Genomic DNA, 13,803 nt, shown 5'->3' with positions numbered 1-13,803 from the left:
TTATCTTAATTGAAAATATCCTATCTGTAAGCCGCTGTAATGCGGCTTTTTTCGTTCTCTGGTCTAGACTTAGTAGCTGTAATGGTATGTAACTTTTGTACCATCGACATGGATTCTACAGCACCTAGACGGCCTCTAATTTCTTCTTTTGCTTACTGCACTCTAGGATTTGCTGAATTTGGACAGCAGAGTATATGAATAAACGTATTTTTTTGCAGATCAGTGGCTTAGTTATATTTACTATTTTGGTGAGTGGTGGTCTATTTTATTGGTCCACTTTGTTAAACCACTCCATTTCCTCATTTCATCAGTCATGGCAATCAGAAACTGAAGTTGCAATTAAACGTGCCGAGCTGCTAGCTGAGCTAGAGCGTAGTTTTGGTTATAACGGCTTTATTCATCACTTCAAAAATTATGTACTACGTCAAGACGAGATTTATTACGAACAGGCTTTAGCTGATGTTGAAGCCACCAAAGCGACCATCTTAAAATTGCAAAGTACGGCGCTAAGCAGTCAAGAGACAAAGGCATTAGCCGTTATTCAACACACCTTTGATGAATATACACAAATGCTTGCGCTTGCTAAGTCAAAATTTACATCAGGTAGGTTGAGCTCTGAAGTGGTGGACCGCTTAGTGAGAGTAGATGACACGGACGCAGAAGCTGCATTTAATTATTTGCGTAAGTCAATTGGAGAGAAATTTGAGCTTGCAAAGCAAAATCAATCTGTAAAGCTCGCTCAAACCCAAGAGTTGAGTAACACCGGTGTATTGTTGTTACTACCAATAGTCTTGTTGTTTGCTTGCTTGAACATCTTTACGCTCATTTTTGTGGTTAAACTTATCAACGAGAAACGAAAGTTATTCAATTCTACTCCTGATGCCATTTTATATTGTGACAAAGACGGTAGGCTTAAAGAAGTCAATAAGGCGTGTACTGACTTGTTTGGTTATCAACCTCAAGAACTACTAGGTATGAAGGTTGAAGACCTCATCCCAGAACGGTATACCGGTAAACACGTCGCGGACAGAGAAAAGTTCCAAGGTACCTCTACGATGCGCAGAGTGACGCATGATGGCCTTAAAATTGTAGGGCGACATCAATCAGGTGTGGAAATCCCGGTGGATATCGCGTTATCCACGGTGTCCGTCTCTAAAAATGATGTTTTTATTGCGGTGATCCGAGATTTACGTCAAGAACAAGAATTGAAGAACCGAGCTGAACTGGATTTCTTAACTCAGGTTATGAATCGCAGAAAGATTGAAGCGCTGCTGAAAGAAGAAGTGCAGCGGGCCATACGTTATCATCGAGCGCTATCGCTACTGGTAATCGACGTTGATCATTTTAAACAATTAAATGATACCGCAGGACACCAAGATGGTGATAATGCATTGAAGGAAGTTGGGCAGTTTCTAAGAGAGCAAGCACGCCCAAGCGACCATATTGGACGATGGGGCGGTGATGAATTTGTGATTATCTGCCCTGAAACTCGGCCGGATGCCGCGCTTAATTTTGCACAACGACTGGTGCATGAATTTACCCGTTTCACCAGTTTTGGACTGACATTTAGCATTGGCGTCGCGGGATACGAGCTTATTGGCGAAAGCTTTAATCACAAACGATGTTTTGAAGAAGCTGATTTAGCCCTCTATGAGTCGAAAAAGTCAGGTCGAGATCGTGCTTCGCTTTATATCGCGCCACGCAGCTCGTTGGACAAAAAGGCATAGTCTAAAACGAGATCTTTTACTTTAGCCGCTAAAAACTTTACAATTTGCGCCCAGTTTAGACTTGTGGCGGATGTTGATGCATAAAATAGAAGACCTCATTGCTGTTTTTAATGGGTTATTCCTGCACACGCTCAACACGGAGCTGGTAGTGGGCGACGACGAGCCCATCTATCTACCTGCAAATGAATCATACCCTCATCACCGCATTATTTTTGCTCATGGCTTTTATGCCAGTGCTTTGCATGAAGTTGCACATTGGCTCGTTGCGGGTGAAGCGCGTCGGCAACTCGAAGATTACGGCTATTGGTATTGTCCCGATGGACGAGATAAAGCGCAGCAGCTCGAATTTGAAAAAGTGGAAGTGAAACCACAAGCGATTGAGTGGGCGTTAAGCGTCGCAGCTGGTTTTTCATTTAATGTTTCCGTTGATAACCTCAACGGTGAACAAACTTGCCGTTTCAGCTTTCAACAACGGGTGCATCAGCAAGTGCTAGCTTTATTAGAAAGCGGATTTAATACCAGAACAACTCAACTACTCAACGCATTAAGCAATTTTTATAATACACCTTGGCCTTTACGCCAGCAGCAATTTAACTGGGATATCCCGACAGAGCTAAGCATGGAGTTTGACGATGCAATTTAAGCTTGGACTTATCATCAATCCTTTAGCTGGGCTTGGTGGGAGCGTTGCACTAAAAGGTAGCGATGGCGCAGAAACAGCTCAACAAGCTTTGGCGTTAGGTGCAGAGCCTCGCGCTAATCAGCGAGCAAAAACGGCTTTAACACAACTGCTTTCACATCAACAAAATATCGAAATATACACTGTTAATGGTGAGATGGGGGAGCGTACGGCAAAAGAGCTGGGTTTTAACACCCAAGTGATTTATCAAACTCAAAGTACGGCAACTCGTCCTGAAGATACCGAGACCGCAGCGCAAATGATGCAACAGCACGGTGTCGATTTGATTTTGTTTGCTGGTGGCGATGGTACTGCCCGCAACATTTGCCACGCGGTGGGTGATTCATGTCCTGTACTTGGGATCCCTGCTGGGTGCAAAATTCATAGCGGCGTATACGCGATAACGCCAAAAGCAGCTGGTAGAGTCGTTGAACTTTTGGTTACCGGAGAGCTTGTCTCCATTGGCGAAGCCGATGTGATGGACATTGATGAAGCAGCATTTCGTGAAGGGACTGTGCGCGCTAAGCGATTTGGTGAAATGCAAGTGCCGACCGAGCTGAGATATGTACAAGCGGTGAAAAACGGTGGTAAAGAAAGCGATGAATTAGTGTTAGCCGATATCGCTGCCTACGTGGTTGCCGAAATGGAAGAAGATGAAACCTACATTATGGGGTCTGGTTCTACCGTTGCAGCAGTGATGGAAGAGATGGGACTTGATAATACACTTCTAGGTGTTGATGTTGTAAGGGACCAAGCGCTGATCGCCCAAGATCAAACTGCGCAGCAATTGTTGTCGCTTGCTGATAACAAAACAAAGCTAGTGATCACATTAATTGGTGGGCAAGGACATATTTTTGGCCGCGGTAATCAGCAGCTAAGTCCTAACCTCATCAAAAAAATCGGCAAAGATAATATTATCCTTATCGCCACAAAATCGAAATTAAAGGCCTTAAATGGTCGTCCTTTAATTGCTGATACCGGTGACGAACAACTTGATGAGTCCTTAGCTGGATTTATTAAAGTGATCACTGGGTTCAATGACCATGTAATGTACGCCATAGGCCATCAAGAATAATTTAGGAATAACTATGTCTTTAGTAGAATATGTAGAGAAAGCGCAGCAGTTTTTTGATGAGCTTGTTGATAGAGCGAGCGATGATGAATTATTTGCTGGTGGCTATTTACGCGGTCACTTTGACTTAGCGGTAGGCTATGCACAAGTAGAGGAAGCAGATCTTTCGATTGATGAGCTAAATGCCAAAGTTGAAAGCAGCTTGGTAAGAGCATACCGAAATGGAGAGCTAAATGACGATGATAAAGCGCACGTGGTTTCTATTTGGGAGCAGGTGCAAAATCTAAAATAAATGCACCTCACCTGAGAGTAGCAGATGCTAGGGCCTGTTGACCTTTGCTGTTTGATTTTTGTTCTTCTGAGTGTGTTTTGATCGCGACGCTCGACTTGCCGCCTAGTAATCTAGGCAAAAGTTGAGCAACAATGAACAGAGCGCACTCAGGTGAACCCAAAGGGCAGCGCTTGATTGGCATTTCTTCTGTGTTGCCCCACAAGGATGTGGGGTAAGGTGACTTTGCAGGAGCACAAAGTCTTTATCGCCAGACTTACATAGAGCAACTATGCTACGCAGGCTCTGCCTTGTATAAACACCAATCAAGCTGCTGCAAAAACAAACTTGAAAGATAAACAGGCCCTAGAAGTGTAATTTGCATCTGCTACTCCGCCTCGCTTGGCTTTACATCAAAAATCGCCAATAGATGAATAACAGTGCAAAGCCCACTAAATAAATCAGCCCCAGTCCCGTCAAAATCTTGGTGTACATTGGTTGACTGCGATAGATCTCACCTTTCACTAATCCTAAATTCATCCAAGCAAAGATAGGAGTAGTGACAAACGCTGAGCTCATGGCAAACATTAGCATGCTCTTTAAGTCGGCTTTAAAAAACAGCACTACGGCCATACCAAGCGTTGCTTGTAGCAATAGAATGAGCGTGTAACTCTTTTTCGTTGTGTTCGGTCGTAACAGCTGAAGTGATTCACTAAGCACTCGGGAGTAGCCATCTAACACTGTGATCGTTGTTCCAAACATACACAAAAATGCGACGCCAGCAATTAGCCATCTGGCCCATTCGCCGATTGTATTGGCATACATATCAATGAGCTGCTGTGAGAACGCAACACCAGCGAGTTCCACAGGCTTATCTTGACCGTATTGCATTAGCATACCGAGTAAACAAAACACGACCGCAAGACCCAGCGTAACAAAATATCCCACCTTGAAATCCAGTAGGATCTGGCTACTTGTTAGTGATTGTTTAGCCATCTTCGTCTTTAGCCAAGAGGAATTAATGGCTGAAATCTCGATTGGTGCAGGCATCCAACCCATTAAGGCAACTAAAAAGCCCAGTAACGCGATGTCGTACGGGGATATCGGATCAATGGGGGCTGGATGGGCCGGTCCATTATTAGCCGCAATGGCAAGCGCCATAACCGTGGAAATGGTCAAAATTATCATCACCCATTTGCTTGTTACATCGAGTATTTTGTAGTGCCCAACCAGTAAGATTGCCAAGCAACTAGCCAAAAGTATAAAGCTTAACAATTCAATATTTATTGGAAATGGCAGCGAGTAGCTCAAGAGACTTGCGGTAAGTAATAGCACACCCGCGGTATTTACAATGGCTGCGAAAATATTGAGTAGCACAAAAACCTTAAATCCGAAGCGGTAATGTGCGTGATAACCTTCGACGACACTATGCTTAGAGTGGCTTGTGTACTCGACTGCATATTTAAAAAAGGGATATTTGAGCAAATTAACAACAACTATTAACCAGATCAATTGACTACCAAATAGTGCTCCAGCCTGAGTTGATGAAACGAGATGTGAACCACCGATAGCAGCAGTTGCCATTAATATTCCAGGCCCAAAGATGGCAAATTTGCCTTTAAGAGATAGCAGCGCTGGCAATGTAAATTCCTTAAGTTTTTTTATTTTAATTTTGCTGCCAGTCTACGAAGTTTTAAGAATTGCCGCAACAGTGTCGTTGAGTCGCATTTCACAGGCGGTGTTGAGTGTGAGATAACTAGTTGCTTACCCCATCCTGCTCTAAGAAGTATTCATCTAGGTCTTCTTTGATGTCCTGATAATCATCTTCATCTAAATTTAAAACCTTCAATACATCCGCTTTCATTAAGTGCCAATCAGGCGCTGCAACAAAACGTTTATTGATATGTACAAAATTTTCCGCCATTTTTAGAGCAGAGAAAGCTAATTTCTGTTCTTCATCTTTACAGTTCCCCAAAAACTCGGGGTCATGATGGCATAAAATCATCTGACAAATACTTTGTGGCAAGTTCCAGGAAGCCGCGAGGAAGTAGCCGATAATAGCGTGATTGGTCTCGTACTTTTCTTCTTCGTGTTCGACTAACAGCTTGTCATAATCTTTGTTAGCGGCAATGAGCGTTTCCATATAATCGGGGTAATTTACTGCCATAGCGGCAATCCCTGCGTCGTGAAATAAGCCTAGTAAGTGCAAGTTTTCGATAGGAACACGCGATTTAAGTTTATTACCAATCACCATGATGCTATCCGCGATGTCTGAAGCGTTATCCCAAAACCGCTCCAAACTGATACAACATTTACATTGGTCAAAGGTTTGTTTGAGCAAAAAGCCGGTCACCAGCTTACTAATAGAGTCTAGACCTAGAAAGACGACAGCCTGTTTTACATCAGTGACCGTTCTTGCCAAGCCGTATAGGGGCGAGTTGATGATTTTTAGCACCGCGGCTGAGGTGCTGACATCATGAGCGATAATAGAAGCGATGTCGTTCAGATCTGGATCTGCTGTAGCAAGTGCTGCTTGCAATTCGCTTATCAGCGCAGGTTTAGGTGGTAAATTGAAACCATGTTTGACGTCAGCTAACACTTTGTCGTCTAGATCTATCATCTAAAAATCCTTAATTTCAGACATATAAAAAGCATAGCGTAAATTCTTTATTGAACACTGACTTGAGACAAAAAAATACCAAGTCGGCTACTAATTCGGCAAAGTGTCTCGTCAATAGGCACGTTTTCTTGCTTAACATGTAAATATTAAGTTATGGTTAAGCAATTTTTTTCTTAGGGCAATGGTATGCACGAAACACAACAAGCGAACTCGCAAAACTCTGCGATCACCCGTTTTTTAAACGGGATTGAGCGGGTGGGGAATAAACTCCCTGATCCTGCAATCATTTTCTTATCAGCAATGTTGCTGATTTGGCTGCTATCTTGGTTATTTTCAGGCGTAGAATTTAGCGCTATTGATCCAAGAACCAATCAGGCGATTGTCGTTCACAATTTATTAGACCCAAATGCGCTTGCCGGATTTATGGCAACGATGGTAAAAACCTTCACGGGATTTGCGCCATTAGGCGTGGTGCTAGTTGCTATGCTAGGTGTGGGTGTCGCTGAACATTCTGGCTATATTAATACTGGCCTTAAAATCATGCTTAAACGCACGCCTCAAGCACTACTAACTCCTTCTATTATTCTTATCGCAATTGTAAGCCACACGGCGACAGACGCTGGATACGTGTTAGTTATTCCGCTTGCTGGTGTTATTTTCTATGCGATGGGAAGACATCCTCTTGCGGGTATTGCTGCGGCATTTGCTGGTGTAAGCGGCGGATTTAGCGCGAACTTTATTCCTTCTGGTATCGATCCGTTGCTACAAAGCTTTACCCAAAGTGCAGCGCAGATCATCGATCCAGAAATCGCGATTAACCCGCTAAATAACTGGTTTTTCACTTCAGCATCGAGTTTATTCATTATTTTATTAGGTTGGTATATCACCGATAAAATCATAGAGCCAAGACTAAAAGCGACAGAAATTGACGGCGATACTGATAGTTTGCCTTCGTTTGATGAGATCACAAGCAAAGAAAAGAAGGGCTTTGTGGTGGCGTCTATGGTGATGTTAGCAGGTATCGCGTTATTGGTTTATGCATCAAGCGGTGAAGATTCAGCACTACGCAGTCCGTCGGGTGCTTTAACTGATTTTAGTGCACCGTTAATGCAATCAATTGTGCCACTTATTTTCCTACTGTTTTGGATCCCAGGTGCGGTATACGGTTTCGTTGTTGGTACGTTCAAAACTTCAAAAGACATGATTGATGCCATGACTAAAGCCATGAATAGCATGTCTTACTATATTGTTATGGCGTTTTTCTGTGCACTTTTTATCAGTGCCTTCAGCCATTCAAATTTGGGCGCACTGCTTGCTATTGAAGGGGCCCAAATATTAAAGGCATTGGCGCTGCCAAGCTATGTTACCGTGGTTGGTATTATCTTCCTCACCGCATTTGTAAACCTATTTGTAGGGTCAAGCTCTGCGAAGTGGGCGTTGTTGGGGCCGATTTTTGTTCCGATGTTAATGCAATTGGGTATTTCACCAGATTTAACACAAGCGGCTTATCGTGTTGGTGATTCCGGCTCAAATATAATCACGCCGCTTATGCCTTACTTCCCGTTGGTTGTGGTTTACTGCCAGAAATACGTTAAGTCGACCGGGATAGGTACTTTGATAGCGATGATGTTGCCTTACTCAATTGCCTTTTTGATTGGTTGGAGCATCTTCTTATTGATCTATTGGATGCTTGGTATTCCGCTAGGTCTACAAGCAAGTTATACATACCCTGCTGGTATGTAATTTTAGGTTAAGTAAAAAAAGCGCTGTTCAGTAAAGTGACAGCGCTTTTTATATACTGCTATTTGTTCTGCGCCTTACGCGGCTTTATTGATACCCAGCCAAGAAAATGAGCGATGTAAAAATGCCCCAGCGCCTGTTGTAATGCATTCACCATGGGCAATAACAATATATTGGGTTTGCCATGCGGCCATTTTTGAAAAACAGGCTCGGGCTTGCTGCTTCCCAAACATAAACGAAGTTCGCCAGTCTATGGGGGTTTTACCGTTAGGGCTAATAATCCCGGTGATTTTCGCTAATACTTTTTTAAAACCGGAGAAGTGATTAGGGTGAAAGTTTTCGATAAGATCCGTCAAAATTAATGTGTCACTCTCTTTGTGGAAGAATACGACTTCTTCCATGACCGCGCTGCCTTTAAAAATGAGTTGATCAATATCTTCTTGCCACTCGGGTTCTGCCATGTCGCCCAGTTGGCGCTGAAAAGTAAGATCAGGCCGTTTTTTGTCGACACCTGGAGAAGCAAACATAATCGCATGTGGGAACTTTTCCTGCCAATCTCCCATAAATAGGTGATGAAGTTTATTTGGAGAAATTAGGTAGGCCACTTGCCCAAGCTGCGTCAATTCACTCAGTAATCCTTCCGTTAATTTTCCAGGAGAGTGCACCCATAATGCGCCAGAAGAAAGCTTTACTATAGTGCTTCGGGTAGTGTATGGCATGCCAAAGAATGGTACAGTTGGGCCATTGTGGATCCAAATGTTTTTACCAATTGCAATTAATTCGCTCATCTGATTTCCTTACTCTTGCTAGCGTGGATAACTATATCAGGGAAGCTTTTTGTTTGAAATATAGCCTTATGCAAGTTGGTATGAAATTTATTTAAATCCTCGTATTAGCATACCTTATCATTAATCTTGGGCGCGTTGTTCAGTCCCATATCTCGCCATAAAAAGCGCAACGCTTTGCTCTACAATAAAGTCCATTTCCTCCATATTTGTGAGATCAAATCCATAAAGCCGTGGGTAAAAGATAAAAGATTTGAGTTGATATAAGAACTGTTGTGCTGCGAATGCCTGATGTTCGATATACAGTGCATTGTTAGCGACAGCATCGGCTAAAAACGTTTCTAAATAACGCATACAACCTACTTTACTGTTATTGAAATGCGCAGCCAATGTAGAGTCTTGCAACAACTCGATAAATGCCACGCGAGCCACTTTGATAAATGATTCAGAGGTGAGCAGATTGACTTCTCGTAAAGCGATTTCTTGAAGTTGTTTTGCAATCGAGACATCGGGTCGATATTGATAAATATCACCTTGGTCAACCTGAAGCATCATGTGTTCAAGTACGTTATACAGTAGTAGCTCTTTGGTCTCAAAGTGATTATAGATCGTTCGTTTAGACACTTCAGCGTGCTTTGCGATGAGATCCATACTGGTATTTTGAGCACCGTGCTGAGCAAATAACTGTTGGGCAGCCTCTAGAATTTGCAGTCGCTTTCTTTCTGATTGTTTCATTTTATCTATTACAGGCAAGGGAATATCAACAAATGGATACTCCGCATTTTAGCAAAACTAAAATAAATTACACTGCTTAGTTTACTTTCTATTCTTGATGTGTAAACTACACTGTGTAGTTTACTTTTGGTGGTTGTATGAAAAAGCGAACATGGTTTGGCTTGATTGTGGTCTTGCTGATAGGAGTAGGGGGAGTTATGGTTTCTAATTTAAATGCTGCGGTAAATCAAGGTGGGTATTCATCAACCCAATATAGTGATGGTAAATTTCATAATACTCATGAAACGGAAAAAACGAGCCTAGGTAAGACGCTGGAAATTTTTTGGCGCTTTTTTACCGAACAAAAAGTCAATGCGGTGCCGAAGGTTGATATGCCAATAAAAGAGCTCACAGAGGCGAATTTAAAGGCACTTTCAGATACGCAAACTCACGTTATTAAACTGGGACACTCATCAGTACTCATTAAAGCGCAAGGGCAGTATCTTCTGATTGATCCCGTTTTTGCTGAACGAGCATCGCCGTTTTCATTTATTGGTCCAAAGCGTTTTCATCAACCACCGATTACTATTGAATCATTGCCTCAAATTGATAAGGTGCTGATTTCACATAACCATTACGACCACCTAGACAAGGAAAGCGTAAAGCGATTAGCAGACAGAGTGGGGGCATTTTATGTACCTTTGGGTGTAGAAGGTGATTTGCAAAAGTGGGGAGTTCCCGCCGAGAAAATAAAGCAGTTTGACTGGTGGCAGTTTGAAGAAACCGCTGAGTTAACACTCACTTTTACACCTACTCAGCATTTTTCTGGACGTGGACTTGGAGATGCAAATAAAACCCTTTGGGGAGCGTGGGCTATTCGCACAGCAGACAAAAATATCTTTTTTAGTGGAGACTCTGGTTATTTTGCTGGATTTAAGGAAATAGGTGAAAGACTTGGCCCGTTTGATCTAACCTTAGTAGAGACCGGTGCCTATGATAAAGATTGGTCTGATATTCACATGACACCAGAGCAAAGCGTACAAGCTCATATAGATCTGCGAGGAACGCATATGATCCCCATTCATAATGGTACTTTTGACTTGGCCTTTCACTCTTGGTTTGATCCGCTCGCAAGAGTGAAAATCGCAGCTGAGCAAAATCAAGTAGCACTGGTAACACCTGTTGTAGGTGAAGTTTTGACGCTATCAGAAACGCTATCAAGTAGCAGCTGGTGGGAAGCGTTGATGCCCTAATATCCATATCTTAGTGATTGAATGAGGGCTAACGCATGATGCGGAAACCCTTATTCAGCATTCTTGTGTTAAGCAATCAACAGCCTTAATGAGAAGGCCATAAGCAACACAGCAAGTGCCTTTTCAACCAAGTTCATCTTGTTCAAGAACCAAGCGCGAGAAGATGGAGCTGAGAATAATAAGCTGACACAGATAAACCATAAAGCGTTAACACTGCACATCCAAGCGCCGTAAAAAAGTTGAATATGTAACGGAGTTCCTTGGCTGACGACATTGGTTACCACGGCTAAGAAAAACAGGGTTGCTTTTGGGTTGGTTGCATTAGTTAAAAAACCAAGACTAAAGGCTTTTTTGAGCGACTGTGAGCTTACATCAGCTTGGGCATTTTCTGTATCCAGTTGAATCGTTCCTGCACTTTTGAGCAGATGAATAGCGATGTAGATAAGATACGTAGCGCCGATTAATTTAGCTACTTGTAAAACCCAAGGTGAGGCCTGCATCAGTGCGCCGACACCAAGTAAGGTATATAAGATATGAACACTAAGTCCAGCGCCAATCCCCAAGGCTGTCATTGCGCCATGTAGTCTGCCGTATTTTAAGCTCTGTCTGACCGTAATAACAAAGTCGGGGCCCGGCAAGATCACTGCAACAAAATGAATGATGGCTAATGACAAAAACTCTGGCCAATACTGCACCATAATAAGCTCCCAATATAATATTGAATAATTGAGAACATTGTATTTTCATTCTCCTGAGAAGATAATAATCTAAAAATAGAAATAACTTTTGCATAGAGCGCACAAATGGGAGAGCTATGGCGACCAGTAAACATATTGAGCTACTGCAAGAAATGTCGATTTTTGTCTCTGTTGTCAACACTGGAAGTTTTTCTGAAAGCGCTCGGCAATTAGGTGTCTCGCCGTCATCAGTGAGTCGTGCCATAAAACAACTTGAGCAGCAATTGGGGGTGTGTTTACTTCAGCGTACCACCCGCAGCTTAAGATTGAGCGAAACAGGACGAGCTGTGTATGAGCGCTGTACTCAGTTGGAACAAGCCGCCAAAGACGTCATCTCGCTTTGTGAAAGCCATCATCAAACGGCACAAGGAACAGTTAAAATTGCAGCGCCAAAAGCGGTCGCACATACACTAATTCATCCAAGTGTAATGGCGTTTCTAGGCGAACTTCCAAACATTGATGTTCATTTGGTGTTGGATGACAACGCACTGGACCTGATCCGAGATGAAATAGACATTCTATTTAAAATTACTAACGAACCACCGCAGGGTTTAATAGGCAGAAGCGTAATGACGATAGAACATATAGTAGCGGCATCACCAAAATATCTTGCAACACACTCAATTCCTACTCACCCTAAAGAACTAATACAACACAGCTGCATTGCTTTGGGGGAAACGGATGCCGATGCTAAGTGGCGATTCAGAAAAGGCACACAAAAACACACAACCTCCGTTAGCGGGCGCTATAAAGCAAATCATACTCGAGTGAGGTTAGATGCTGCGCTGCAAGGGCTTGGGATCACAAGCTTACCTATGTTTGTAGCTAAAGATGCGTTAGCGTCGGGAAAGTTGATACAGGTATTACCTGAATGGGATTTCGAGACTAATTATTCGGGCGAGCTTTGGATGTTATATCCTGCTACTCGCCATATTCCCGCGAAGGTGAGTGTTTTTGCTGACTTTATTGTACAGCGACTTACCAGGGGTTGTTGAGTTTTACTGTATATTAAAACCAGCTCGTAATAATTACAGTGAAAAGCGATAGCTTAACGTTGCACTTGCTTGAACTTGTTTCAACTGTTCATCATCAAAGTGCCAGCTGCAGGTATTTTGAGTTGCAGGGTCAATATCACAAGTAACTTCTGAATCATTGTTTAGAAGGCTCACAATCCAACGCACTTCGGCACCTAGGTGGAAGCCCGCGCCGATATTATATTCAAGGCCTGTGTATAAACCGGTCGCGAAGAAAGTATCTGAGTCGATAAAATTGGGGTTAATGAAAGTCGCACCAAGCTGTGCACCCAGATAAACATCTATGTTGTCTGTGAGAGGATGTACTACTGCGCTTTGAAATAGTAGGTATTCCATTTCCACTTTGTTTAGTGGGTAAGCAGTAAGTTGGGTCTCAGTTTTACCATAGTAAAATCCGTAACGGCCTTCTGATAAATACTTGTCTAAGCTCACCCCAAAATGCGAGTCGTCTTCTAATTCGTATGTTTGGTGGCGAGAAGTTTCGATGTCACTGCTGTACGTTTTGCCACCATATATTGAAACACCAAAATCTCCGTAATCTGCGGCACTGACGTTGCTTGAAACAACTAACGCCAAAATAGTCACTAATGAAGCTACTTTCATAAAGTTCATTTCCTTGAGTTGGAATAATTTTTTAGATTTGAGCCTAAGTATATCAATGATGAAAGAAAATAATAACGAGGTTGGTCTATTTACTTGCATTTCTTTGGTTAGATTTTTATTATTACTTTGCTTATTTGATTTGGAAAAGTACCTTGCAAGTATTCTTACGTTTACTTATCACATTGTTCGTGGTGGCTACACTTAGTGGTCAAAACGCGGCTGCCTCTATGGCAGCATGTGAAATGCATGGCGCTACCAGTCATAATGCAAGTCATCAAATGCTTCAAAGTAACGTGCAATCGGCAGAGCCTCATCATCATGAAACGATGGTTGAGATGGATTGTTGTGACCCTCAGAACACAGCACAATGCAGCGACTGTACTTGCCCCACACATATGTGCTCCACAAATCTTGCAGCGTTTTCGCCAAGAGAGTGGATAGCGCCTATTTTACTGAAAAACGATAAATTAAGTTTCACAAGTGGTCAACTCAGCGACTACCCTCGCTCTCTTTATAAACCCCCAATACTTGCCTAACCTCAGGGCTGATCTGCCTTAATTTCAAAGTTTTG

Annotated in this window: 14 protein-coding genes; 8 read left to right on the top strand and 6 right to left on the bottom strand. The window is 42.6% G+C overall.

Going from position 1 to position 13,803, the window contains the following annotated elements:
- Positions 1-194 precede the first annotated feature (194 nt).
- From DS891_RS07475 to DS891_RS07460, 4 genes are all read left to right on the top strand, one after another.
- Positions 195-1,727, top strand: a complete 1,533-nt coding sequence (locus tag DS891_RS07475; RefSeq protein ID WP_010605224.1) for a sensor domain-containing diguanylate cyclase — start codon at positions 195-197, stop codon at positions 1,725-1,727.
- Positions 1,728-1,803: 76 nt separating this feature from the next.
- The gene (locus DS891_RS07470) at positions 1,804-2,370 is read left to right on the top strand and encodes an elongation factor P hydroxylase (protein WP_045990526.1); all 567 of its coding nucleotides are present in this window, start codon (positions 1,804-1,806) and stop codon (positions 2,368-2,370) included.
- Positions 2,360-3,481, top strand: coding sequence for an ATP-NAD kinase family protein (locus tag DS891_RS07465; protein ID WP_174169369.1), 1,122 nt, complete (start codon positions 2,360-2,362; stop codon positions 3,479-3,481). Before DS891_RS07470 ends, DS891_RS07465 begins: the two co-directional genes overlap by 11 nt.
- 13 nt (positions 3,482-3,494) lie before the next feature.
- The gene (locus DS891_RS07460; protein ID WP_174169368.1) at positions 3,495-3,770 is read left to right on the top strand and encodes a YfcL family protein; all 276 of its coding nucleotides are present in this window, start codon (positions 3,495-3,497) and stop codon (positions 3,768-3,770) included.
- A 384-nt stretch (positions 3,771-4,154) separates the two neighbouring features.
- Here the strand turns inward: DS891_RS07460 and DS891_RS07455 are convergent, their stop codons facing one another.
- Together DS891_RS07455 and DS891_RS07450 are read right to left on the bottom strand one after the other, a co-directional pair.
- Positions 4,155-5,387 (bottom strand): NRAMP family divalent metal transporter, encoded by a 1,233-nt coding sequence (locus tag DS891_RS07455; protein WP_174169367.1) that lies wholly within the window; start codon positions 5,385-5,387, stop codon positions 4,155-4,157.
- A gap of 115 nt (positions 5,388-5,502) precedes the next feature.
- Positions 5,503-6,366 (bottom strand): HDOD domain-containing protein, encoded by an 864-nt coding sequence (locus tag DS891_RS07450; RefSeq protein ID WP_174169366.1) that lies wholly within the window; start codon positions 6,364-6,366, stop codon positions 5,503-5,505.
- Between the two features lie 186 nt (positions 6,367-6,552).
- Here DS891_RS07450 and DS891_RS07445 point away from each other — a divergent pair, with 186 nt between their 5' ends.
- Positions 6,553-8,109 (top strand): AbgT family transporter, encoded by a 1,557-nt coding sequence (locus DS891_RS07445; protein ID WP_010605229.1) that lies wholly within the window; start codon positions 6,553-6,555, stop codon positions 8,107-8,109.
- Between the two features lie 74 nt (positions 8,110-8,183).
- Here the strand turns inward: DS891_RS07445 and DS891_RS07440 are convergent, their stop codons facing one another.
- Together DS891_RS07440 and DS891_RS07435 are read right to left on the bottom strand one after the other, a co-directional pair.
- On the bottom strand, positions 8,184-8,894 hold the full coding sequence (locus tag DS891_RS07440) for a DUF4336 domain-containing protein (protein ID WP_174169365.1): 711 nt from the start codon (positions 8,892-8,894) through the stop codon (positions 8,184-8,186).
- Positions 8,895-9,014: 120 nt separating this feature from the next.
- Entirely contained in the window at positions 9,015-9,626 is a 612-nt protein-coding gene (locus DS891_RS07435; RefSeq protein ID WP_174169364.1) for a TetR/AcrR family transcriptional regulator, read from the bottom strand.
- Positions 9,627-9,823: 197 nt separating this feature from the next.
- Here DS891_RS07435 and DS891_RS07430 point away from each other — a divergent pair, with 197 nt between their 5' ends.
- Positions 9,824-10,858: an MBL fold metallo-hydrolase gene (locus DS891_RS07430; protein ID WP_174169404.1), complete on the top strand. Its 1,035-nt coding sequence runs from the start codon at positions 9,824-9,826 to the stop codon at positions 10,856-10,858.
- A 68-nt stretch (positions 10,859-10,926) separates the two neighbouring features.
- Here the strand turns inward: DS891_RS07430 and DS891_RS07425 are convergent, their stop codons facing one another.
- Entirely contained in the window at positions 10,927-11,556 is a 630-nt protein-coding gene (locus DS891_RS07425; protein WP_010605233.1) for a LysE family translocator, read from the bottom strand.
- Between the two features lie 116 nt (positions 11,557-11,672).
- On the opposite strand from DS891_RS07425, the gene DS891_RS07420 reads away from it, so the two are divergent.
- On the top strand, positions 11,673-12,590 hold the full coding sequence (locus tag DS891_RS07420; RefSeq protein WP_174169363.1) for a LysR family transcriptional regulator: 918 nt from the start codon (positions 11,673-11,675) through the stop codon (positions 12,588-12,590).
- A gap of 33 nt (positions 12,591-12,623) precedes the next feature.
- Here the strand turns inward: DS891_RS07420 and DS891_RS07415 are convergent, their stop codons facing one another.
- Positions 12,624-13,232 carry an outer membrane beta-barrel protein gene (locus DS891_RS07415; protein ID WP_174169362.1) on the bottom strand — a complete coding sequence of 203 codons (609 nt, stop codon included), beginning with the start codon at positions 13,230-13,232 and terminating at the stop codon, positions 12,624-12,626.
- A gap of 152 nt (positions 13,233-13,384) precedes the next feature.
- On the opposite strand from DS891_RS07415, the gene DS891_RS07410 reads away from it, so the two are divergent.
- Positions 13,385-13,768 (top strand): hypothetical protein, encoded by a 384-nt coding sequence (locus DS891_RS07410; protein WP_254605738.1) that lies wholly within the window; start codon positions 13,385-13,387, stop codon positions 13,766-13,768.
- Positions 13,769-13,803: the final 35 nt, after the last annotated feature.

This window comes from Pseudoalteromonas sp. JC28, assembly GCF_013319255.1.
Taxonomy (GTDB): Bacteria; Pseudomonadota; Gammaproteobacteria; order Enterobacterales; family Alteromonadaceae; genus Pseudoalteromonas.
This window is presented reverse-complemented; position numbering and strand designations above follow the sequence as displayed.

Bases quoted from the DNA above. Each gene is read 5' to 3' on its own strand.
- DS891_RS07475 (WP_010605224.1), top strand. From the start codon at position 195: ATGAATAAACGTATTTTTTTGCAGATCAGTGGCTTAGTTATATTTACT.
- DS891_RS07470 (WP_045990526.1), top strand. From the start codon at position 1,804: ATGCATAAAATAGAAGACCTCATTGCTGTTTTTAATGGGTTATTCCTG.
- DS891_RS07465 (WP_174169369.1), top strand. From the start codon at position 2,360: ATGCAATTTAAGCTTGGACTTATCATCAATCCTTTAGCTGGGCTTGGT.
- DS891_RS07460 (WP_174169368.1), top strand. From the start codon at position 3,495: ATGTCTTTAGTAGAATATGTAGAGAAAGCGCAGCAGTTTTTTGATGAG.
- DS891_RS07450 (WP_174169366.1), bottom strand. From the start codon at position 6,366: ATGATAGATCTAGACGACAAAGTGTTAGCTGACGTCAAACATGGTTTC.
- DS891_RS07445 (WP_010605229.1), top strand. From the start codon at position 6,553: ATGCACGAAACACAACAAGCGAACTCGCAAAACTCTGCGATCACCCGT.
- DS891_RS07440 (WP_174169365.1), bottom strand. From the start codon at position 8,894: ATGAGCGAATTAATTGCAATTGGTAAAAACATTTGGATCCACAATGGC.
- DS891_RS07435 (WP_174169364.1), bottom strand. From the start codon at position 9,626: ATGAAACAATCAGAAAGAAAGCGACTGCAAATTCTAGAGGCTGCCCAA.
- DS891_RS07430 (WP_174169404.1), top strand. From the start codon at position 9,824: ATGGTTTCTAATTTAAATGCTGCGGTAAATCAAGGTGGGTATTCATCA.
- DS891_RS07425 (WP_010605233.1), bottom strand. From the start codon at position 11,556: ATGGTGCAGTATTGGCCAGAGTTTTTGTCATTAGCCATCATTCATTTT.
- DS891_RS07420 (WP_174169363.1), top strand. From the start codon at position 11,673: ATGGCGACCAGTAAACATATTGAGCTACTGCAAGAAATGTCGATTTTT.
- DS891_RS07415 (WP_174169362.1), bottom strand. From the start codon at position 13,232: ATGAAAGTAGCTTCATTAGTGACTATTTTGGCGTTAGTTGTTTCAAGC.